At 67.5% G+C, this 21,639-nt stretch carries 23 protein-coding genes; 11 read left to right on the top strand and 12 right to left on the bottom strand.

Annotated features, from left to right (window positions below):
• Positions 1-57: 57 nt before the first annotated feature.
• Both KF871_RS01080 and KF871_RS01085 read right to left on the bottom strand, forming a co-directional pair.
• Positions 58-966, bottom strand: coding sequence for an alpha/beta fold hydrolase (locus tag KF871_RS01080; RefSeq protein ID WP_291137020.1), 909 nt, complete (start codon positions 964-966; stop codon positions 58-60).
• Positions 963-1,559, bottom strand: a complete 597-nt coding sequence (locus KF871_RS01085) for a TetR/AcrR family transcriptional regulator (RefSeq protein ID WP_291137023.1) — start codon at positions 1,557-1,559, stop codon at positions 963-965. Before KF871_RS01085 ends, KF871_RS01080 begins: the two co-directional genes overlap by 4 nt.
• Before the next feature lie 120 nt (positions 1,560-1,679).
• On the opposite strand from KF871_RS01085, the gene KF871_RS01090 reads away from it, so the two are divergent.
• Positions 1,680-2,228, top strand: a complete 549-nt coding sequence (locus KF871_RS01090) for a TetR/AcrR family transcriptional regulator (protein WP_291137026.1) — start codon at positions 1,680-1,682, stop codon at positions 2,226-2,228.
• Positions 2,225-2,569: an SMR family transporter gene (locus tag KF871_RS01095; protein WP_291137029.1), complete on the top strand. Its 345-nt coding sequence runs from the start codon at positions 2,225-2,227 to the stop codon at positions 2,567-2,569. The genes KF871_RS01090 and KF871_RS01095 overlap by 4 nt, the downstream gene beginning before the upstream one ends.
• A gap of 60 nt (positions 2,570-2,629) precedes the next feature.
• Here KF871_RS01095 and gap read toward each other — a convergent pair whose 3' ends face one another.
• Genes gap through KF871_RS01135 form a run of 8 tightly spaced genes read right to left on the bottom strand, consistent with a single transcriptional unit; the run spans position 2,630 to position 11,311 of the window.
• Complete coding sequence (gap, locus tag KF871_RS01100; RefSeq protein ID WP_291137032.1) at positions 2,630-3,628, bottom strand: type I glyceraldehyde-3-phosphate dehydrogenase; 999 nt, start codon at positions 3,626-3,628, stop codon at positions 2,630-2,632.
• A gap of 37 nt (positions 3,629-3,665) precedes the next feature.
• Positions 3,666-4,331: an HAD-IA family hydrolase gene (locus tag KF871_RS01105; protein WP_291137035.1), complete on the bottom strand. Its 666-nt coding sequence runs from the start codon at positions 4,329-4,331 to the stop codon at positions 3,666-3,668.
• A complete protein-coding gene (gene tkt / locus KF871_RS01110; RefSeq protein WP_291137038.1) occupies positions 4,328-6,367 on the bottom strand; it encodes a transketolase in 2,040 nt (679 codons plus the stop codon). Before tkt ends, KF871_RS01105 begins: the two co-directional genes overlap by 4 nt.
• Positions 6,364-7,248 (bottom strand): phosphoribulokinase, encoded by an 885-nt coding sequence (locus KF871_RS01115; RefSeq protein WP_291137041.1) that lies wholly within the window; start codon positions 7,246-7,248, stop codon positions 6,364-6,366. The genes tkt and KF871_RS01115 overlap by 4 nt, the downstream gene beginning before the upstream one ends.
• A gap of 40 nt (positions 7,249-7,288) precedes the next feature.
• A complete protein-coding gene (locus KF871_RS01120) occupies positions 7,289-8,374 on the bottom strand; it encodes a class 1 fructose-bisphosphatase (RefSeq protein WP_291137044.1) in 1,086 nt (361 codons plus the stop codon).
• A 27-nt stretch (positions 8,375-8,401) separates the two neighbouring features.
• Positions 8,402-9,355, bottom strand: a complete 954-nt coding sequence (gene cbbX, locus KF871_RS01125; RefSeq protein ID WP_291137047.1) for a CbbX protein — start codon at positions 9,353-9,355, stop codon at positions 8,402-8,404.
• Positions 9,356-9,363: 8 nt separating this feature from the next.
• Positions 9,364-9,798, bottom strand: a complete 435-nt coding sequence (locus KF871_RS01130) for a ribulose bisphosphate carboxylase small subunit (protein WP_291137050.1) — start codon at positions 9,796-9,798, stop codon at positions 9,364-9,366.
• 25 nt (positions 9,799-9,823) lie between these two features.
• Entirely contained in the window at positions 9,824-11,311 is a 1,488-nt protein-coding gene (locus KF871_RS01135; RefSeq protein ID WP_291137053.1) for a form I ribulose bisphosphate carboxylase large subunit, read from the bottom strand.
• A gap of 117 nt (positions 11,312-11,428) precedes the next feature.
• Between KF871_RS01135 and KF871_RS01140 the strand changes: the two genes are divergently transcribed.
• The 3 genes from KF871_RS01140 (at position 11,429) to KF871_RS01150 (ending at position 14,033) form a co-directional block, all read left to right on the top strand.
• Positions 11,429-12,367, top strand: a complete 939-nt coding sequence (locus KF871_RS01140) for a LysR family transcriptional regulator (protein WP_291137056.1) — start codon at positions 11,429-11,431, stop codon at positions 12,365-12,367.
• Positions 12,368-12,378: 11 nt separating this feature from the next.
• On the top strand, positions 12,379-13,107 hold the full coding sequence (locus tag KF871_RS01145; protein ID WP_291137059.1) for a Crp/Fnr family transcriptional regulator: 729 nt from the start codon (positions 12,379-12,381) through the stop codon (positions 13,105-13,107).
• Positions 13,108-13,211: 104 nt separating this feature from the next.
• Positions 13,212-14,033, top strand: a complete 822-nt coding sequence (locus KF871_RS01150) for a PhnD/SsuA/transferrin family substrate-binding protein (RefSeq protein WP_291137062.1) — start codon at positions 13,212-13,214, stop codon at positions 14,031-14,033.
• A 16-nt stretch (positions 14,034-14,049) separates the two neighbouring features.
• Here the strand turns inward: KF871_RS01150 and KF871_RS01155 are convergent, their stop codons facing one another.
• On the bottom strand, positions 14,050-14,772 hold the full coding sequence (locus KF871_RS01155) for an HAD-IA family hydrolase (RefSeq protein ID WP_291137065.1): 723 nt from the start codon (positions 14,770-14,772) through the stop codon (positions 14,050-14,052).
• 188 nt (positions 14,773-14,960) lie between these two features.
• Here KF871_RS01155 and KF871_RS01160 point away from each other — a divergent pair, with 188 nt between their 5' ends.
• From KF871_RS01160 to KF871_RS01175, 4 genes are read left to right on the top strand one after another with little or no spacing between them, the layout of a single operon-like run.
• Entirely contained in the window at positions 14,961-15,800 is an 840-nt protein-coding gene (locus tag KF871_RS01160; protein ID WP_291137068.1) for a creatininase family protein, read from the top strand.
• The gene (locus KF871_RS01165; protein ID WP_291137071.1) at positions 15,797-16,996 is read left to right on the top strand and encodes an amidohydrolase family protein; all 1,200 of its coding nucleotides are present in this window, start codon (positions 15,797-15,799) and stop codon (positions 16,994-16,996) included. The genes KF871_RS01160 and KF871_RS01165 overlap by 4 nt, the downstream gene beginning before the upstream one ends.
• Before the next feature lie 7 nt (positions 16,997-17,003).
• Entirely contained in the window at positions 17,004-18,470 is a 1,467-nt protein-coding gene (locus tag KF871_RS01170; protein ID WP_291137073.1) for an FAD-binding oxidoreductase, read from the top strand.
• A gap of 13 nt (positions 18,471-18,483) precedes the next feature.
• Positions 18,484-19,074 carry an NAD(P)H-dependent oxidoreductase gene (locus KF871_RS01175; RefSeq protein WP_291137075.1) on the top strand — a complete coding sequence of 197 codons (591 nt, stop codon included), beginning with the start codon at positions 18,484-18,486 and terminating at the stop codon, positions 19,072-19,074.
• 23 nt (positions 19,075-19,097) lie between these two features.
• Here the strand turns inward: KF871_RS01175 and KF871_RS01180 are convergent, their stop codons facing one another.
• Complete coding sequence (locus KF871_RS01180; protein WP_291137078.1) at positions 19,098-20,414, bottom strand: hypothetical protein; 1,317 nt, start codon at positions 20,412-20,414, stop codon at positions 19,098-19,100.
• A 338-nt stretch (positions 20,415-20,752) separates the two neighbouring features.
• Here KF871_RS01180 and KF871_RS01185 point away from each other — a divergent pair, with 338 nt between their 5' ends.
• Entirely contained in the window at positions 20,753-20,950 is a 198-nt protein-coding gene (locus tag KF871_RS01185) for a hypothetical protein (RefSeq protein ID WP_291137081.1), read from the top strand.
• A 176-nt stretch (positions 20,951-21,126) separates the two neighbouring features.
• Complete coding sequence (locus KF871_RS01190) at positions 21,127-21,591, top strand: Rid family hydrolase (protein WP_291137084.1); 465 nt, start codon at positions 21,127-21,129, stop codon at positions 21,589-21,591.
• Positions 21,592-21,639: the final 48 nt, after the last annotated feature.

Raw genomic sequence — 21,639 nt, forward strand, 5'->3', positions numbered from 1 at the left:
GGACGGTGATCCAGTCGGCGATCGGTTCGCCCGTGGTTCCCGGCGGTTGCGCCGGCGTCAGGCGGACGAGGCTTGTTGCCCTGCCTGTGCATCGAACCACTTCAACGCCTCGTTCCACAAGGGTGTGGCACGCGCGCGGAAGTAACCCATGTGGCCTATCGGGCCCAGGCCATTGCGGCGGCTGTCCAGTGTGACCACCTTGACCGGGGCCTGCCGGTAGCCCGCCATGAATGCATCGCGCGATGCGGGCGGCGCCCAGGCGTCGTCCAGTGCATTCACTGCCACGATGGGAAAGCGCACTTCATCAAACCGCGCAGTCACGTCGCGCATGGACGGGTCGTCGAAAAAGTAGTTGGGAAAGCGGCACCAGTGGCGCCACTGGCGATACACGTCGATCGGCAGGTCTTCGCCCATGCCGAGCTTGCTCCAGGGCAGATAACCTGCCACCCGCGTCATCACCGGGCCCAGCACGTTCCACATGAACTGCACCCGCAGCCGCTCCAGCGGCGGCATCCACCCATGCCAGCCCGCGCCGGTGGCGAAGGTGTAGGCCGCATCCACCAGTTCGGGCCTCGGGAGCAGGCCGAGGGCGTGTCCACCGTAGGAATGGCCCACGAGCCACAGCGGCGTACCCGGCGTGCGCATGGCGTCGACCGCGGCCGCCAGATCCTGGCGGCCCCAGTCGAGGTAGTTCATGCGAAATCCCCTGAGCGAGGCCGGGGCCGACTCGCCAATGCCCCGGTAATCCAGCGTGAGCACGTCCACGCCCTGGGCGGCCACGTGCTGCGCAAATCGCTTGTAGAACCCCTGCGGCACGGCGGTGGCGCCGCCCACGACGAGGTGGGCACGTGCCTGGCCCGGTGCGCGATAGCGGTAGGCCGCGAGGGGATAGCCATCGGCAGCGCGCAGATCGACGCGCTCCGCTGCGATGTCGGTCGCCTGTGGGCGGGTATTGGCAGGCGTCATGGCGTTCTCCGGTTCAGGTCGAGCAGGTCGAGCAAGGCCTGTGTGGCCTGGGTGATGGGTTCGGGGCTCTGGGCGACCCGCGCTTGCAGCAAGCCGCCCTCGTAGGTCGAGACGATCAGGGCCGCCATCCGGCTGGCCTGCGCTGCTTCCATCCCGCCGTTGGCGAGGGCGATGGCGATGCGCGTGCGCATGCGGGCGAAGGCACGGGCCAACGCATCACGCAACGCGGCGTCGTCGGGCGTGGTTTCCAGACCCACCGCGGCGAGCGGGCAGCCCACTTCGAAGCCGGAGCGGATCAGGTGGTCGGTGGCCTTGGCCATCCATTGGCGGGTGGCCTGAATCGGGTCGGGCACCGCTTGCATCAGCGCGTCCAGGCCCGCCACCATGCGGTCCACCACGTCGTCGATCGCCGCGATGGCCAGTTCGGTCTTGCCGCCTGGGAAGTGGTGATAGAGCACGCCCTTGGGTGCGCCGGCCGCCTGCAACAGCTCGGTCAGGCCGATACCGTGCAGGCCGCGCCGGCGCAGGGCGTCGGTCATGGCAGCGATCAGGCGTTCGCGCGCGCGGGGCTCGATGGGCGGGGGTGCGGGCATGGCGGCCATTCTCTAGACCGATCGGTCTAGCGTCAACCGTTCAGCCATCCAGGCTGTCGTGCGCGTGACCTCACGGTATTCGTCGGCTACACTAACAATCCATCTGGACGGATTTGAACCATGGCCCTGAGTCGACCCAAACAGCCCGACGTGCTGCGCGCCCGCATCCTGGAAGCGGCGCAAGGCGTGCTGCTCGACGAAGGCCTGGCCGCCGTCACCCACGACCGCGTGCTGGCCCGCACCGGCATTTCCAAGGGCGGGCTGCAGCACCACTTCCGCACCAAGCAGCTGCTGCTGGATGCGCTGTTCGAGCAACTGTTCAGCGGCTTCGTGCTGCAGTACGAACAGGCACTGGCCGACGAGCCCCCGGGGCCGGCGCGCCGCATTCGCGCCTATGTGCGCGCCTCGCGCAGCAACGCGCTGGACGTGGCCCGCACCGGGCGCGCCACCGTGCTGCTGGCGCTGGGTGACGAGCAGTACCAGGCGCGCTGGTCGCGCTTCCTGAGCGAAGCCTGCTCGGCCGACACGCTGGACCCGGGCACGCTGCTGGCCTGCCGGCTGGCGGCCGACGGCCTCTGGTACAGCCTGGTGTTCGGACCGACCCCCGGTGCCGCGGAAGTGGACGCTGCCCTGCAGCGCATCCTGCAACTCACCGAGACACCGTCATGAACGCCACCGCTTCCACCTACCTCTTCCTCGGCATCGCCATCGTGGCCGAGGTGATCGCCACCACCGCCCTCAAGACCGCCGATGGCTTCAGCCGCCTGGTGCCCAGCGTGGTCGTGATTCTGGGCTACGGCATCGCCTTCACCTGCCTGTCGCTCACCCTCAAGAGCCTGCCCACCGGCATCGCCTATGCCATCTGGTCGGGCATCGGCATCGTGCTCGTGTCGGCGCTCGGCTGGATCGTGCACCGTCAGTCGCTGGACCTGCCGGCGCTCATCGGGCTGGGCCTGATCATTGCGGGCGTGCTGGTGGTGAACCTGTTCTCGAACAGCGCCGCGCACTGATCGCCAGTTGCCAAAACAAAAGGCGCCCGCGGGCGCCTTTTGCGTTGAAGAGCGGCAGATTTACTTGGCCACCACGCGCGCCATCTCCAGGCACTTGTTGGAGTAGCCCCACTCGTTGTCGTACCAGCTCACCACCTTGATGAAGGTGCCGTCCAGCGCGATGCCCGCGTCGGCGTCGAAGATCGAGGTGCGCGCGTCGCCGCGGAAGTCGGTGGCCACCACCTTGTCTTCGGTGTAGCCCAGCACGCCCTTGAGCGCTCCTTCGCTCTGCGCCTTCATCTCTGCGCAGATCTCGGCGTAGGTCGCCGCGCTGTTGAGCTCCACCGTCAGATCCACCACCGACACGTCGCTGGTCGGCACGCGGAAAGACATGCCGGTGAGCTTCTTGTTGAGCTGCGGAATCACCACGCCCACCGCCTTGGCCGCGCCGGTGCTGCTGGGGATGATGTTCTCCAGAATGCCGCGCCCGCCGCGCCAGTCCTTGTTGCTGGGGCCGTCCACCGTCTTTTGCGTGGCGGTGGCCGCGTGCACCGTGGTCATCAGCCCGCGCTTGATGCCCCATTTGTCGTTGAGCACCTTGGCCACCGGGGCCAGGCAGTTGGTGGTGCAGCTGGCGTTGCTGATGATGGCCTCGCCGTTGTAGCTGTCGTGGTTGACGCCGTAGACGAACATGGGCGTGTCGTCCTTGCTGGGCGCGGACATGATGACCTTCTTGGCGCCCGCGGCCAGGTGCTTCTCGGCGCCGGCCTTGTCCAGGAAGATGCCGGTGGACTCGATCACCACCTCGGCGCCGACCTCGCTCCACTTGAGCGCGGCGGGGTCCTTCTCGGCGGTCAGGCGGATCTTCCTGCCGTTGACGATCAGGCTGGTGCCCTCGACCTTGACCTCGCCGTCGAAGCGGCCGTGCACGCTGTCGACCTTGAGCATGTAGGCCAGGTAATCGGGCTCGAGCAGGTCGTTGATGGCGACCACCTCGATGTCCTTGAAGTTGGCAATCGCCGCGCGAAACACCATGCGCCCGATGCGCCCGAATCCGTTGATACCGACCTTGATCGTCATGTGTGCAACCGTTCTGAAAGAGATGACGCTGGCTGGCTCAGGCCAGCAGCGCGCTGATGTCTGGGATCACGCGGTCGGGCCGTGCCTGCTCGATGGGCTGGCCCATGTTGTAGCCATAGGGCACCGCCCACACCGCCACACCGGCCTTGCGAGCGGTGTTCACGTCTATCGACGAATCGCCCACCATGAGCGCTGACCTTGGGCCGAGACCGAAGCGGTGCAGCGAGTCGACGATGCCCACCGGGTCGGGCTTCTTCGCACCCAGCGTGTCGCCGCTCACGACACGATCGAACAAGGGCGTCAAGCCATGTGCGTCGAGCACGACCTCGGTGTAGCGCGATTCCTTGTTGGTGAGCACGACCAGGCGAACGCCCTGACTGCGCAGGCCTTGCAGCGTTTCGCGCACGCGTGGGTAGAGCCGGCTGCGGGTGCCGCAGCGTTGGCGGTAGTGCGCCCCGAAGGCCTGCTCGATGCGGGCGAACTGTGCGCTCTCTCGAACGGCCTGTGTGGTGCACCGGTCGGTGAAAGCCAGGGCCTGCACCAGCAGCTCGCGCGTGCCATGGCCGATCCAGTCGTCCACCTGCCGCTGCGATACCGCAGGGCGCTGGAAGTCGCGCAGCGTGTCGTTGACCGCGTCGGCGATCTCCGGCGCGGTCTCGACCAGGGTCCCGTCGAGGTCGAAGAAGATGGCGCCAAAGCTCATGCCAGCACCTCGCGCACCGCCTGGGCCACGCGCTCCGCCGTGATGCCGAAGTGCGGGTACAGCACCGCCGCCGGTGCCGATTCGCCATAGCCCGGCATGCCCACCACCGCACCGGTGCGCCCCACGTACTTGCGCCAAAGGTCGGGCTGGGCGGCCTCCACCGCCACCGCCGGCAGGTGCGGGGGCAGCACGCTGTCCTGCCAGGCGCGGTCCTGACGATCGAACACGCTGGTCGACGGCATGGACACCACACGGGTGGCGATGCCCTGCGCCAGCAAGGCCTCGTGGGCGCGCAAGGCCAGTTGCAGCTCGGAGCCGGTGCCGATGATCACCGCCTGCGACGTCTCGACGTCGGCCAGCACGTAGCCACCACGCCGCACGGCGTCGACGCGCGACACGTCGCTCAGGCGCGGCAGGTTCTGGCGCGACAGGCACAGGGCCGACGGCCCGTCGCTGCGTTCGATCGCGTGCGCCCAGGCCACCGCGGTTTCCAGTGCATCGGCCGGGCGCCAGACGTCCAGCTGCGGGATCAGCCGCAGGCTGGGGATGTGTTCGACGCTCTGGTGCGTGGGGCCGTCTTCGCCAAGGCCAATGGAGTCGTGCGTGAACACATGGATCACGCGCTGCTTCATCAGCGCGGCCATGCGGATGGCGTTGCGCGAGTAGTCGCTGAAGGTGAGGAAGGTGCCGCCGTAGGGGATGTAGCCACCGTGCAGGGCGAGGCCGTTCATGATCGCGGCCATGCCGAACTCACGCACGCCGTAGCTCAGGTGGTTGCCCCAGCGGAAGTGGCCCGTCGGATCGCGGCCGGCGCGTTCGCAGCCCTTGAAGTTGGTGAGGTTGGAACTGGTGAGGTCGGCGCTGCCGCCGAACAGGGCCGGCAACAACGGGGCCATGGCATCGAGGGCCAGCTGACTGGCCTTGCGCGTGGCCACATTGTCGTGCGCGGCCAGGCCGGCCAGCAGCGCCGGCAACTGCTGCGCCCACATCGCGGGCAAGGCACCTTGCATGCGCTGCTCAAAGGCATCGGCCAGCGCCGGGTGGCTGGCGCGGTACAGCGCAAAGCGCCGTTGCCATTCGTCTTCCATCGCCTGACCGCGGTCCACCGCGTGCCAGGCACGCGCCACGTCCTGCGGCAACTCGAAAGGCGGGTGCGTCCAGCCCAGCGCCTCGCGCGTCGCCTGCACCTCGGCGGCACCCAGTGCCGCGCCATGCACGTCGTGTGTGCCGGCCTTGTGGGGCGAACCCTTGCCGATCACGGTCTGACAGCAGATCAAGGTGGGCTTGCCGTCCGGGCGCAGGGCCTGGGACTTGGCCGCCACCAGCGCGGCCTCGATCGCGGAGGGATCGTGACCGTCCACACGCGGGATCACGTGCCAGCCATAGGCCTCGAATCGCCGGGGCGTGTCGTCGGTGAACCAGCCTTCGACATGGCCATCGATGCTGATGCCGTTGTCGTCGTAGAACGCGATGAGCTTGTTCAGCCGCAGCGTGCCGGCCAGCGAGCAGGCCTCGTGGCTGATGCCCTCCATCAGGCAACCATCACCCAGGAACACGTAGGTGTGGTGATCGACGATGGTGTGGCCTGGGCGATTGAACTCGGCCGCCATCAGCTTCTCGGCCAGCGCCATGCCCACCGCGTTGGTGATGCCCTGGCCCAGCGGGCCGGTGGTGGTTTCCACGCCGGGGGTGATGCCCACCTCGGGGTGGCCGGCGGTCTTGCTGTGCAGCTGGCGGAAGTTCTTCAGCTCGCTCATCGGCAGGTCGTAGCCGGTGAGGTGCAGCAGCGCGTAGATCAGCATGGAGCCGTGACCGTTGCTGAGCACGAAGCGGTCGCGGTCGGCCCAGTGCGGGTTGGCCGGGTTGTGGCGCAGGTGGCGGTGCCACAGCACCTCGGCGATGTCGGCCATGCCCATGGGCGCGCCGGGGTGGCCGCTTTTGGCTTGCTCGACCGCGTCGACCGCCAGCATGCGGATGGCGTTGGCCATGCGGCGCGCCAGCGCCGGCTCGGGTGGGAGGGGCAGCCGTGCGTTCATGCCAGCCCCAGCGCGCGCTTCTTGCGCTCCATCATTCGCCAGATGAAGGGCGTGAAGATGAGCTGCATGGCCAGCTCCATCTTGCCGCCCGGCACCACGATGGTGTTGGCGCGGCTCATCCACGAGTTGTTGATCATGTTGAGCAGGTAGGGAAAGTCGATGCCCTTGGGCTGGGCGAAACGGATGACGACCATGCTTTCGTCGGCGGTGGGCACGTCGCGCGCGATGAAGGGGTCGCTGGTGTCCACCACCGGCACACGCTGGAAGTTCACGTGCGTGTGCTGGAACTGCGGGCAGATGTAGTGCACGTAGTCGGGCATGCGACGCAGGATGGTGTCGGTCACCGCTTCGGCGGTGTAGCCCCGCATGTGCTTGTCGCGCCAGAGCTTCTGGATCCACTCCAGGTTGATCACCGGCACCACGCCAATGAGCAGGTCGGGGAACTGCGCCACGTTGACCTCGGGCGTGACCACCGCGCCGTGCAGCCCTTCGTAGAACAGCATGTCGGTGCCATCGGGCAAGGGCTCCCAGGCCGTGAAGGTGCCGGGCGGCTGCTGGTAGGGCGCGGCTTCCTGGTCGTTGTGCAGGTACTTGCGGTGGCGCCCGGTGCCGCTGGCGGCGTAGGTGCGAAACAGGTTCTCGATCTCACCGAACAGGTTGGAGTCGGGGCCGAAGTGGCTGAAGTGCTGGTTGCCCGCGGCCTCGGCTTCGGCCATGCGCTGCTTCATGGCCTGGCGGTCGAATTTGTGGAAGCTGTCGCCTTCCACGACGGCGGCACGCACGCCCTCGCGGCGAAAGATGTTCTCGAAGGTGCGCGTGACGGTGGAGGTGCCGGCACCGCTGGAGCCGGTGATGGCGATGATGGGGTGGCGTTCGGACATGGTTGTTGTGCGTTGTGCGTTCTGCGTTGTGCGTGCGAGCTCACGCGGCGTCGCGGAACAGGCTGCGGCTGGCGAACAGGGGGTTGTCGTCTTTCACCATGGCGGGCTCCCGGTGGTAGCGCTCGATGCGCTCGACCTCGTGCTTTGATCCGAACACCAGGCCGATGCGCTGGTGCAGGCCATCGGGTTGCACCGCCAGCACGGGCTCGCGCCCGGTGCTGGCGCGTCCGCCGGCTTGCTCCATCACCATGCCGATGGGGTTGGCTTCGTAGAGCAGACGCAGGCGCCCGGGTTTGCTTGCGTCCTTGGTGTCGCGCGGGTACAGGAACACGCCGCCGCGCATCAGGATGCGGTGTGCCTCGGCCACCATGCTGGCGATCCAGCGCATGTTGAAGTCCTTGCCGCGCGGGCCCGTGCGCCCGGCCAGGCATTCGTCCACATAGCGCTTGACGGGTGGCTCCCAGAAGCGCGCGTTGGAGGCATTGATCGCGAACTCCTGCGTGTCGTCGGGGATGCGGATCGACGGGTGCGTGAGCTTGAATTCGCCCAGGTTGGGGTCCAGCGTGAAGCCGTGAACCCCTGTGCCCACAGTGAGCACCAGCATGGTGGTGGGTCCGTAGAGCGCATAGCCGGCCGCGACCTGCTGGGTGCCGGGTTGCAGAAAGTCGGCGGTGGTGAGTTCGCGGCCCGAGGCCACTGCGTCGGCCGGCGCGCGCAACACGCTGAAGATGCTGCCGACCGAGACGTTGACGTCGATGTTGCTGGAGCCATCGAGCGGGTCGAACACCAGCAGGTACTTGCCGCGCGGGTACTCGGCGGGAATGGCACAGGGCTCGTCCATTTCTTCGGACGCCATGGCCGCCAGATGGCCGCCCCACTCGTTGGCGCGCACGAACATGTGGTTGGCGATCACGTCGAGCTTTTGCTGCGCCTCGCCCTGCACGTTGGTGCTGCCTTGCGCGCCAAGCACGTCGCCCAGCGCGCCGAACGCCACGCTGCGCGCGATGGCCTTGCAGGCCATGGCCACGTCAAGGATCAGGGCGTTGAAGTCACCGCTGGCCTCGGGAAAGCGGCGGCGCTCTTCGATCAGGAACTGCGTGAGGGTGGTGCGGCGTGACAGGGGCATGGTCTCCTCGCTCGGTGCGTGTGTGGCTTACGGTGTGGTGGGTTCGGCGAAGACGCGGCTGGCACGGATGTCCTCGGCCCCGAGAGTGCACAGGTCATCGGGGGTCAGCACCCGGTCGCGGTCTGCGAACAATCGGCTGGCCTGGCGCAGCCGGGCACGGTCGAGCGCGTTGCGCACGCTGCGCGCGTTGGCGAAATGGGGCTGCGCCATGCGCCGGCTCAGGTAGGCTCCGAACACCTCGCGCGCGCCGGGCGCAAAGCGGTAGTGCATTGCATCGAGCATGCGGTCGGCAATCTGCTGGAGCTCGCTCTGGTCGTAGTCGGGAAAGTCCAGGTGGTGCGCGATGCGCGAGCTCATGCCCGGGTTGCTCTGGAAGAAGGTGTTCATGCGGTCGGCATAGCCGGCCAGGATCACCACCAGGTCGTCGCGCTGGTTCTCCATCACCTGCAGCAGAATCTCGATCGCCTCCTGCCCGTAGTCGCGCTCGTTCTCGGGCCGGTACAGGTAGTAGGCCTCGTCGATGAACAGCACGCCGCCCATGGCCTTCTTGAGCACTTCCTTGGTCTTGGGCGCGGTGTGACCGATGTACTGACCCACCAAGTCGTCACGGGTCACGGCCACGAGGTGCCCATGCCGCACGTAGCCCAGCCGGTGGAGGATCTGCGCCATGCGCATGGCCACCGTGGTCTTGCCGGTGCCGGGGTTGCCGGTGAAGCACATGTGCAGCGAGGGCGTCTGCGCCTGCAGCCCATGCAGCAGACGCAGCCGATCGATCACCAGCAGCGCGGCGATGTCACGGATGCGCTGCTTGACGGGCGCCAGCCCCACCAGGTCGTGGTCGAGTTCGGCGAGCACCGCCTCGACCTGGCTTTGCGCCAGCACCTCGCCCACGGTGCGTGGCGGGGCCTCGGTCGGTGATCCGGCCTCGGCCGCATCGTCGACCTGGCGGGTGCCCGGGATGGCGTACAGCGGCGCGCTCATCGACGACCTCAGTAGCGTTGCGCTTCGGGTTTGTCGGTCGCGTAGCTGTGGACCGTGTAGCGGATCTGCCGCCCATCGACCTCCTGGCGCACCAGACCAAAGCCGGGTTCGTTGGCCGGGCGGTTGACGATGAAGCTCATGGCGATGCTTTCGATGCCGCGCGTGCTGTCGAACGCCATGAGGCGGATGTAGTGCTGCGGGAAGGTCTTGCGGCAGTTGGCCAGTTCAAGCATCACGCCGGCCGGGTCGCGCAGGTCGAACATGGGCATGCCGAACATTTCCCAGTAGGTGTTGCGCGGGTGCGGGTCGTCGGTGTACTCCACGCTCCAGGCATAGCCCTTGTCCAGACCGTAGGCGATCTGGGCGCGGATCTCGTCGTCGCTGAGCTCGGGCAGGAAGCTGAACTGGCCTTGCGTCACGCGGCCGGTGGGGTTGGTCATCATGGTCGGTGTCTCCTGGTGAATGAACTCAGCGCGCCACGGCCGGCGTGACCGCGTAGTCGCTGGTATCGGTGGACGTGTAGTTGAAGGAGACCTCGCCCCAGGTGTCGAGCGCCTGCTTGAGCGGGGTGCAGAACTGCGCAGCCTTGCGCAGGATGTCGGGGCCTTCGTGGGCGATGTCCTTGCCCTCGTTGCGCGCCTTGACCATGGCCTCCAGCGCCACGCGGTTGGCCACGGCACCGGCCTGGATACCGGCCGGGTGGCCGATCGTGCCGCCACCAAACTGCAGCACCACGTCGTCGCCGAACAGGTCGATGAGCTGGTGCATCTGGCCGGCATGAATGCCGCCCGAGGCCACCGGCATCACCTTTTTCAGGTCGCACCAGTCCTGGTCGAAGAACAGGCCGCGCGGCAGGTCCTGCTTCGTGTACGCATCGCGGCAGACGTTGTAGTAGCCCTGCACCGTCAGCGGATCGCCTTCGAGCTTGCCCACCGCCGTGCCGGTGTGCATGTGGTCCACGCCCGCCAGGCGCAGCCACTTGGCAATGACGCGAAAGCTCACGCCGTGGTTCTTCTGGCGGGTGTAGGTGCCGTGGCCTGCGCGGTGCAGGTGCAGGATCATGTCGTTGCGGCGGCACCATTCGCCCAGGCTCTGGATGCAGGGCCAGCCGACGATGAGGTCGATCATCACGATCACGCTGCCCAGGCTCTTGGCGAACTCGGCGCGCTCGTAAATGGCTTCCATGGTGCCGGCGGTGACGTTGAGGTAGCTGCCCTTGACCTCGCCGGTGGCGGCCGCGGCCTTGTTCACGCCGTCCATCACGTACAGAAAGCGGTCGCGCCAGTGCATGAAGGGTTGCGAGTTGATGTTCTCGTCGTCCTTCATGAAGTCCAGGCCGCCCTTGAGGCCCTCGTAGATCACGCGGCCGTAGTTGCGGGCGGACAGGCCCAGCTTGGGCTTGGTGGTGGCGCCCAGCAGCGGGCGGCCGAATTTGTCCAGTCGCTCGCGCTCGACGATCAGCCCGGTGGGCGGGCCCTTGAAGGTCTTCACGTAGGCCACCGGCACGCGGATGTCCTCCAGGCGCGCGGCCTTCAGCGGCTTGAAGCTGAAGACGTTGCCGATCAGGCTGGCCGTCATGTTGGCGATGGAGCCTTCTTCGAACAGGATGATGTCGTAGGCCACCCAGGCGAAGTACTCGCCCGGGCGTCCCGGCACCGGCTCGACGCGGTAGCACTTGGCGCGGTAGTTGTCGCAGGCGGTCAGGCGGTCGGTCCACACCACGGTCCAGGTCGCGGTGCTCGACTCACCCGCCACCGCCGCGCCTGCCTCGATCGGGTCCACGCCTTCTTGCGGCGTGATGCGGAACAGGCACAGGGTGTCGGTGTCCTTGGGTTGGTAGTCGGGCACCCAGTACCCCATCTGGCGGTACTTGAGCACGCCTGCGCTGTAGCGCTTCTTCGCATCGGTGATCTGCGTGGCCTCGGCCTTGAGGCCGGCGTCGACGGGGGCGTTCATGGGGGCTGTCTCCTGCGGTTGGGCTGCGAATTGCAGCGGCGAGGCCACATGTTCAGTCGCAGCTGATATAAACGCCAGTCAGAATTTCTTGGTCTTCAGTTAAGGCAAAGCTGAACAATGAACCTGAGCTTCCGCCAGCTGCGGGTGTTTCTGGAGGTCGCCCAGCGGGGCGGCGTGACCGCGGCCGCGCAGGCGCTGCACCTCACGCCGCCGGCGGTGTCCATGCAGATCAAGGAGCTGGAAAACCAGGTCGGGCTGCAGCTGTTCGACCGCCAGGGCCGCACCCTCACGCTGTCCACGGCGGGCGAGTACTTCGTGGTGCACGCCAAGCGCATGCTGGGTGCGCTGCGCGACACCGAGAACGGCATGGCGCGCTTCAAGAAGCTCGAGCACGGCCTGCTCACCGTGGGCATGGTCAGCACGGCCAAGTACTTCGTGCCGCGGCTGCTGGGCGAATTCCGCCGCGACCACCCCGGCATCGACGTGCGCCTGCGCGTGGCCAACAACCGCGAGGCGCTGGTCACGCAGATGGAGGCCGGCGAGGTGGACCTGTCCATCATGGGTCGCCCACCCGCCGAACTGGCCACCCGCAGCGAGGCCTTTGCACCGCACCCGCTGGTGTTCGTCTGCCCGCCCGAGCACCCCTTGCTGCGCATCGGCCACCCGCCGCTGGCTGCGCTGGCGCCCTTCCCCTTCATCGTGCGTGAGCACGGTTCGGGCACGCGCAACGCCATGGAGCGCTTCTTTGCCGACCACGGTTTCGAGCCGCGCATCACCATGGAGATGAGCAGCAACGAGGCGATCAAGCAGGCGGTGATGGCCGACATGGGCATCAGCTTTCTGTCGCTGCACACGTTGGGGCTGGAGCTGCGCCAGGGCCTGCTGCACCGCGTGGACGTGGAGGGCACGCCGGTGATGCGCACCTGGCACGTGGTGCACCTGCAGAGCAAGGTGCTGTCGCCCGCGGCCGAGGCCTTTCGCTACTTCACCATCGAGCGCGGTACCGCCATGCTGGCCGAGCACGACGCCCCCTTGCTCAGCCTGGGCACGCTCTAGAGTCTCGCGCCATGCTCATGCCCATCACGCTCTACCGCGAGGCGCCCACCCACCCGCAGGCGCAGGCCTGCCAGGCCTGCGCGGTGCGCCGCGACGCCCTGTTCGGCGCGCTTGACGAACAGGGCCTGCACCAGTTGCACACCCACATCGAGGCGCCCAGTTTCGCAGCCGACGCACCGATTTTTGGTGAGGGCCGGCGCGGCGCCAGCATGCTGACCATCCGTGCGGGTGTGGTGCGCTTCGAGCGCGTGACCGCGCAGGGCGAGCGCCGCATCGTGCGCCTGGCCGGGCGCGGCGACCTGATCGGTCAGGAGGCGTTGCTGGGCCAGCCCTACGCCGAAGACGCCGTGGCCGCCACCGAGGTCGAGGTGTGCCGGTTGCCGGTGGGCCTGGTGGACGAACTGGGGCAGACCCAGCGCGGCGTCACCCAGGAGCTGATGCGCCGCTGGCAACGCGCGCTCGCCGAGGCACAGACCTGGTCCATGGACATCACCACGGGGTCGGCACCGCGCCGCCTGTTGCACCTGCTGCTGCGCCTGCAGGCCCTGGCCGGGCACGACGGCCTGGCCTGGCTGCCGCGGCGCGAAGAGATGGCCGACATGGCCGACCTGCGGACCGAGACCGTGAGCCGCTGGATCAGCCGCTGGCGCCGCGAGGGCTGGGTCGAGCCACTGCCGCCGCGCCACGCCCGCCTGCATTCCGACGGCCTGCGCCAGGCGCTGGACGCACTGGACGACTAACCCCCCCGAGCGACCGGTCGTCGGTGGGTCACCCCATATATCGCCACATGTAAATATGGTGATTGCATTATTTGCTGTCACCCGGCCTTGCACGCCGACCCACCATGAAACTTGCGACCCGCCTGTGCGCCTGGGCGCTCGGCCTCACGCTGAGCGCCGCCACCCTGGCCGCCGACACCGACTACACCCTGGCCATCAGCGAAGGCACCTCCGGTGGCATCGACCACGCCCGGGTGCTGGCCAAGTACGGCACCTTCGCCGACGCGCTGGGCAAGGCACTCAAGGGCAAGGTGCGCATCGTGTTTGCGCGCGAGTTCGCCTTGCTGGAGGAAGGCCTGGCGCAGCAGCGCTTCGACCTGGCGCTGGCCCGCCCCAGCGACTACCCGGCGCGCGCCCTGCGCGACCACGGCTACCGCTTTGTGGCCAGTGCCGCGCCCGAGGGGCAATGCCTCATCGTCGTGCGCAAGGACTCACCGCTGCAGAACGTGGCCGAGGCCAAAGGCAAGCGCTGGGTGCTGCCCGAGCAGGCCTCGTACATGTCCAAGTTCTGCCGGGCCGAGCTGCGCGACCGCGGCATCCTGATCGACAAGGAAAAGGTGCAGTACGTGCGCGAACAGGGCGCGGTGAAGTTCTTCCTTGAGCAGAACCTGGTGGACGTGGGCGGTGTGGCCTCGTATTCGGGCGTGGCGCGCGGCCTGGAGAAGTCCAACCTGCGGGTGCTGCACCGCTCGGTAACGCAGCCCTACTTTCCGCTCGTGGCGGGGCCGCGCCTGAGCGACGAACAACTCAAGGCGATCCAGGCCGAACTCATCGCCATGCCGCAGAGCGCGGCCGGGCGCGACGTGCTGGAGCAGATCGGCGTGCAGGGCTTCGACACCAGCACCGGCCCGCGCCTGGCGAACCTGCTGGACTGGCTCACCCGCTGAGACGCCCGCCGGGCAATCACGCAGCGCGCGCCTGCGGTGCACACCAGGCTTGCAGCGTGCCGATGTCGAGCTCGGCCAGGCTGGGCAGCACCCGCAGGGCGCCGTCAAAGCGCTGGTACGCGGTGAACGCCGTGGGCGTGACGATGGTGCGCAGACCCGCTCCGCGCGCGGCCAGCAAGCCGTTGCGCGAATCCTCGAAAGCCACACAGACCGAGGCCGGCAACCCCATCTCTCCCAGCACCTGCCGGTAGACCATCGGGTCGGGCTTTTTCACCGGCGCCGAGGAGGCATCGCCAATGGCTGCGAAGTGCGTGCGCCAATCGGGCCCGATGGTGTGGCGCAGCAAGGCCGCGATGTTCACCGGCGAGGTGGTGGTGGCGATCGAGACGGCCAGGTTGGCTTGCCGAGCCTGCTCGATGAGCCGCAGCACGCCCGGGCGCAACTGCACCCGCCCCTGGTTGACGGCGTCTTCGTACCAGGCCGTCTTGAGCTCGTGCAGGCGGTCGATGGTCTGCTGCAGGGCCACCGCGTCGAGCGCGGTGACATCGGGGTGGCGCAGTTGCCAGTAGTGGCGCATGCGCTCCTTGCCACCCGAGACCTGCAACAACTCGGTGTACAGCGCCTCGTCCCAGTGCCAGTCGAGGCCCTCCTCGGCAAAGGCATGGTTGAAGGCCTCAAGGTGGATCCGTTCGGTATCGGCCAGGGTGCCATCGACGTCAAAAATCAGGGCTTGCAGCATGGCGCTCTCCAGTGGGCAGGCGGGCACTGTAGGCGCGCCTGCGCGACAGGAGAATTCACGATTGCTGACACCATCGTTCAGCCATGCCTGAACCATGCTTGCGGCTGCCGCCGCAGCGGCAACATGGCATGCAATTTGCGAACCTTCGCACTCAAACGCGGAGACACCCGGAACCCCTCGGAGCCCCCATGTCAATGAACCCCTCGCGCCGCTGGGCCGACTGGACGGCGCGCGATTTCGCCGACCTGCAGGCCAGCGGTCGCGCCGCGCAGGCGATCGCGGTGTTGCCGATCGCCGCGATCGAGCAGCACGGCCCGCACCTGCCAGTGAGCGTGGACACCACCCTGGTCGACGGGGTCATCGACGCTTGCCTGCCGCACCTGAAACCCGATGCCACGGTGCTCTTCCTGCCCACGCAAGCCGTCGGCAAGAGCAACGAACACGCACGCTATGCGGGCACCCTCACCTTGTCGGCCGACACCTTGCACGCCATCTGGATGGAGCTGGGTGCCTGCGTCGCGCGCGCTGGCATCGGCAAGCTGGTGCTGCTCAACAGCCACGGCGGTCAGGTGGCACTGATGGAGACCGTGGCACGCGATCTGCGCGTGGCGCACAGCTTCGTGGTGGTGTCGACCAACTGGTTCACGCTGCCCATGGCACCGGCCGTGCGCGCCCTGTTCACCGACGAGGAGCACCGCTTCGGCATCCACGCCGGTGACGTCGAGACCTCGATGATGCTGGCCCTGGCGCCGCACACCGTGCACATGGATGCAGCGCGCGAATTCCCCAACGCCATGGCCGAGCGCGCGCGCGACTATCCCTTGCTGGGCAGCGGTGCTGGCAAGGTGGCCTGGCAGGCGCAAGACCTCAACACCTGGGGCGCCGCCGGTGACGCCACGGGTGCCAGCGCCGCCAAGGGGCAGGCCGTGATCGACGATGCGGCACGCCAGCTGGCGGCCCTGCTGCACGAGGTGGACCGACTACCGCCCCACACCGTGACCGAACAGACCGTGTGGCGATCCGCATGAACACCGAACTCCATGCCGTGCGCATCCCCGCCGCCTTGCGTGGCTTCGGCGGCAAGGCCGGTGCAGACGCCGTCTTCAACCTGCAATGGCACGGTGAGCACATCACCGCCATCACGCCCTGCCCCGCCGGTACGCCTGCGCAAGGCCTGCTGTTGTCGCCGCTGGTGGACCTGCACCTGCACCTGGACAAGACCTACACCGTGCAGGACACCGGTGCTGCCAACGGCGACCTGTTTCGCGCCATCGACATGATCGCGGCGCACCGCGCCGGCTGGACGCGCGAATCGCTGCGCCCACGCATGCAGCGCGCCCTGCAGGAAGCCTGGGACCACGGCGTGCGCGCGGTGCGCACCCACATCGACTGGATGACCCCAGACCGACCGCCTGCGGTGGACGTGATCGCCGAACTGCGACAGGCCTGGCGCGAGCGGCTGCAGATCCAGTGGGTGTCGCTCACCGCGGTCGATCAGTTCGACGACACCGAATGGGCGCACTGGCTGGCGCGCGCGGTGAAGGCCGGCGGTGGCGTGCTGGGCTGCTTCATCTACCGCCATCCCGGGTTGCCGCGCCGGCTGCGCACGGTGTTCGACCTGGCCGAGGCCTACGACCTGGAGCTGGACTTTCACGTCGACGAAGGCCTGCACGTCGACGCTACCGGCCTGCGCAGCATCGCCGAGATGACGCTGCAGCGGCGCTGGCAGGGACGCGTCACCTGCGGCCACGCCTGCTCGCTGTCGGTGCAGACCGCCGACGACGCACAACAAACGCTGGCCCTGGTGGCCCAGGCCGGCATCACGCTGACCGCCCTGCCCACCACCAACCTCTACCTGCAAGGCAGCTGGAGCGAGACGCCGGTGCCGCGCGGCATCACCCGCCTCAGTGAAGCCCGCACGGCCGGCGTGCGCACCTGCCTGGCCAGCGACAACGTGGCCGACCCCTTCTTCCCCTATGGCTGCTACGACCCGCTGGAGGCCTGGGCACTGGGCGTGCAGGCGGCCCACCTGGCACCGGCCGAAGACTGGCTCGACAGCGTGACCGTGGCGCCCGCACAGACCATGGGTCTGGCCTGGGACGGCCGCTTCAACAAAGGCTGCCCGGCCGACTTCATCGTGCTCGACGCGCACGACGGCCTGCAGGCCATGGCCCCTGCCGGCCGCCGACGCCGCATCTGTCGCCAGGGGCAATGGATCACCTGAGCACTGCATGACCACCTCACCACCGAACACACCTCCGGCTGCATCACAGACCACGCCGCTGCACCGCGTCATGGTCGCGCTCGATGGCATCGCCATGAGCACCGACCCTACGCAGCTCGAGCTCAAGAGCCAGGACTATCACTGGTACAGCCCCATCCTGAAGGCGCAGCTCCAGGACTGCCGTGGCGAACTCATCGTGCGGCCGGTGACCGAGGACGAGGTGATCCGCGTGGTGACGGCGTGCGCGCGCGAACGGGTCAAGCTGGTCGTTCGCGGAGGCGGTACCGGCAACTACGGGCAATGCGTGCCGCTCGAAGGCGGCGTGATTCTGGACATCACCGGGCTGGACCAGGTGCTCGAGATCGGCGACGGCTGGGTGCGCGTGCAGGCGGGCTGCAACATCATGGCGCTGGAGCGCGCGGTGCGCGCCAGCACCGTGGTGCCCGGCGGGCAGGAATTGCTCATGTACCCGAGCACGCGCGACACCGCCACCATCGGCGGCTTCATTGGCGGCGGCTATGGCGGCGCCGGCAGCGTGCGCAACGGCATCCTGAAAGACCCCGGCAATGTCTCGCGGGTGCGCATCGTGACGATCGAGGAGACACCGCGCGTGATCGAGCTCGACGACGCCGACATCCAGAAAGTGCACCACGCCTTCGGCACCAACGGCGTCATGACCGAGTTGACCCTGGCGCTCAAGCCGGCGGTGGACTGGGTGCACCACATCGCGCTGTTCCCCACCTACCGCCGCGCACTGGAGTTTGGCGTCGCGGCCACCGAGGCCTGCGCGCGCGCCAACCCCATTCGCGGCTCCGACGCGCCGCCCGTTCCACCTGGACCGGCGATCGACGCGTTCGAGATCACCGCGGTGGACCAGCGTTTCGCGCCCTTCTATGCCGACGCCTTCGGCGATCGCTTCCCGGCCGGACAGGACGCCGTGTTCGCCATGGTCAACCCGCGCGATCTTCCCGCCTGGCGAGCGCTGGTGCACCGCTTTGGCGGCACCGAGACTATGGCCATGACCGAGGACGAGCTCACGCGCGAGGGCCTGGTGCCGGCCTTCGAATGTGCCTGGAACCACACCACGCTGATGGCGCTGCGCCACGACAAGAGCTGGACCAACCTGCAGACGGTCTACGGCTGGCCGCTGGACATCGACCTGGTGGAGCGGCAGATGCAGCGCTACGGCGACGAGCTGGTGATGCACCACGAGTTCGGCCGCGATCAACACGGCTTCGTGGTGTTTGCCTTACCGCTGGTGGCGTACTTCGACCGCGAGCGGCTGTACGAAATCATTCGCGAGCACGAGGCCGATGGCTGCCTGGTGTTCGACAACCACGTGGTCACCATCGAGGGCGGCGGCATGAAGACCATCGACACCGCGCAGATCGACTTCAAGAAGCTGGCCGACCCGCACGGGCTGATGAACCCGGGCAAAGCCGAAGGGTGGTTGCCCGAGTACGCCAGACCCTGACGGCGCCACACCCATGCAGACCCTGATCGTTCACGCCCACCCCAACCCCGAGAGCTTCAGCGCCGCGCTGTTTCGCCTGGCCAAGGACACGCTGCAGGCCCAGGGCCACGTCCTCGACACCATCGACCTCTACGCCGAAGGCTTCGATCCCGTGCTGTCTCGTGACGAGCGCGCGGCCTACCTCGAGGCGCCCGACTGGCTGCTGCAGCGCTTTGAAGGCCACATCGGGCTGATACGCCGCGCCGAACATATCGTGCTGGTCTACCCCACCTGGTGGTGGGGACCACCCGCCATGCTCAAGGGTTGGCTGGAGCGCGTGTGGCTGCCCAAAGTGACCTTTGAACCTGCGCGACGCAAGGGCGAACGGCTGAGCCCGAACATGCGCCATGTGCGCCGCTTCACCGTCATCACCCACGGCGGCTCGCCCTGGTGGTGGCTCAAGTTCATGGGCGACCCGCACCGGCGCATCATGATGCGCGGCATGGCCATGCTGTTTCACCCGCGCTGCCAAAAGACCTGGCTGCAGTTGCACGACATGAACAACGTGACGACCCGCGACCGCGAGGCATTCATGGCACGGGTGACGCAGGCGCTGACGCGCTGAGCCAGCGCCCGGACACTCTCGACTCAGTACGTGTAGAACCGCCCCTTGGTCGTTCCCGTGCTGATCGGGGCGCTGGGCGCGTCGGCACCGACCACGGTGTATGTGTAGCCAATGGCATCCGAGTAGGCAATTGACCGCCCAAAGTTCTCGTTGGCGATGGGTGAGGGCGACTTCAACCGGGCCCACAGATCCCAGCCCGACGAAGACCGCCAGAACTGGTAAACCGCGCCCGCACCACCCACAGAACCACCGGCCTCGGCCGCAACCTGGTCCTTGCGTTGCACACCGGCGAATGCACTGTTGTTTTCAGGGGCACCCACCCAGAGCTTGTCGTCCAGCGCGAGAAGGGTCTTGCCAAAGCGTTCCCGCGACGTGGGTTGTGTGGCATTCAGCATCGCCGAATACTGCCATCCCGATCCGCCGTAGGCCCACACATGCACCCGTCCCGCGCTCGTTGCGAGACCAATATCCGCCTCAGGTTCGCCAATGGCGAGCGTTTGGCCAGTGCGCGATAGGGACACCACCGATCCGAATGAGGAGGTCAGCGGCTTTGCGTTCGGTGAGGTGGAGGCCGCAACCACATTGCTGACCCATTGCCCCCCGAGATGGAAGACATTGACTGAGCCGCCATACGGCGCCTCAGGGAGCCGCGACGCACCCGGCGCTCCCACTGCCAGCCGATCTCCGAAGTAAGAGCCGCCCAATGCGTAGCCAAAGTAGGCACTCTCCGTTGGCCTGTCACTCTTGATGTAGCTGGCCCACTCAAAGGCGCCTGTGGCGGAATTGCGCACCAGGGTATAGACGGCGCCGTAGTCTGCGTCCGCGGCGGCATCCCCGCCCACCGTGGCCAGGGCATCGGCCCTGAAGACACCTTGAGCCGGGCTGTCTTCAAAGGGTGCACCCACTGCAATCCCGGGCTCTCGCGTCGAAGGCGAACTCGGCGGGGTGTCGACGACAACCGCCAAAGACGTACCGAATTCGTCTCCCTGCCCCGCATTGGGCGCCGTAAACGTGGCCTTCCAAGTCCAGAGGTCGTTGTTGCCAAGCACATAGAGGGCCACCGCCCCGGCGTTCATTTTCTGGTCGGCGGTATTGACACCGATGTCGAACCCCGGAACGCCAACGAACATGCCGGTGCCCCCCGTACCGAGCGATGCGAGGCGCAGGCTGCGTCCGAAATCGTCGCCATATCGCGCACCGGGCAGCGTCAAGGTTTGCACCAGGCGCCAGCTGGATTCGCCCTTGGTTCGCGCCAGCGTCACCACAGCGCCCGCACCACCATTGGCCTCGGGAATCCCAATCGTCAATTTGGCCTCGCCCCTGAAGACGTAGGTTTCCATCGCCGACCCCACAGTGGATCGACCCGGCACGCCAGGGATCTCACCAACGACGACGGCACTCTTCAATCCTTCGGCAGCGGCCCCCACCCCCAACAGTTCACACGTGGACAAGGACACGGTCGCATCGGCCGAGGCGCAGCCGTATACGTCGTACGTGCTGTGGACGGCGTTGGCCAGGTCGAGCTCCGTGCCAATGTCGAAGCGATCCCCTTGAATGCCGGTTTGAACGGGCCCGGGTTGGGGTGCGCCCGGCCCAGTGGGGCCATCCGGATCGACCGTGGTTCGGTAAAAGGTCACGCCGTCGACGGGTCCCCATTGCAATTGAGCGCCGCGACTGGGTGTCCCAACGAGCGCGGCGGAGAAGGTGGGTGCTGGTGCTGGTGCTGGTGCGGGCGCTGGTGCGGGCGCTGGCGCTGGTGCGGGCGCTGGTGCGGGCGCTGGAGCAGGTGCCGGCGCCGTGGACACCCGGGTCGTGTGGCTGCCACTGTCGTCCGAGCCGCCACCGCCGCACGCACTCAGCAGTGCCGCGCAAGTGAACAACAACCCGATGCTCCGATCCATGCCCATATCTCCAAAGCCGACGCACATCGCGCCCAACGGAACAGTAAGCAGGCGCTGCAGCACCCACATCCCGCCATGGCCCTAGGCTGTCGGCTGGACGGCTGAGGGACACTGGCTATGCTTCGCTTTCCAATTCGTCACGAGAGCACGCATGCGCACTTCCACCGCAGCCCCCATGGCCCGCTACGCGGCGGCCCGTCGCGTGGGCGACCACCTGTACCTGAGTGGCATCGTGGCGGTGGACGCCGCCTCCGGCGGGGTGTTGCAGCGCTACGACGCCTTGCCATCCGCCGCGCGCGAGGCACTGCGTACCAAGGGTTACGACACCGGGCAGCTGTCGGTCGATGTGTTCGAGAGTCCGATCGTGGTGCAGAGCTGGGTGGTGCTCGAGCGCATCCGGCAGCTGGTCGAGGACCATGGCGGCGATCTCGCCAACGTCTGCCGGCTGGTGCAGTACTTCACCGACCTGCGCGATTACCCGGCCTACAACCGCGTGCGGGACCTCTTCTTTGCGGAGCCGGTGGTCAGCACGGTGGTGCAGGTCAGCGGCATGCTGCCGGGCGAAGGCGTGCGACTGGAGGTGGAAGCCACCGTCTGGCTGCCGCCCACCAGGTAGGGCAACGCCACGCGCCCGCACATTGGCATGGAGTTTGCGAACCGATTC

Source organism: Hydrogenophaga sp. (assembly GCF_019635465.1).
Lineage (GTDB): Bacteria > Pseudomonadota > Gammaproteobacteria > Burkholderiales > Burkholderiaceae_C > Hydrogenophaga.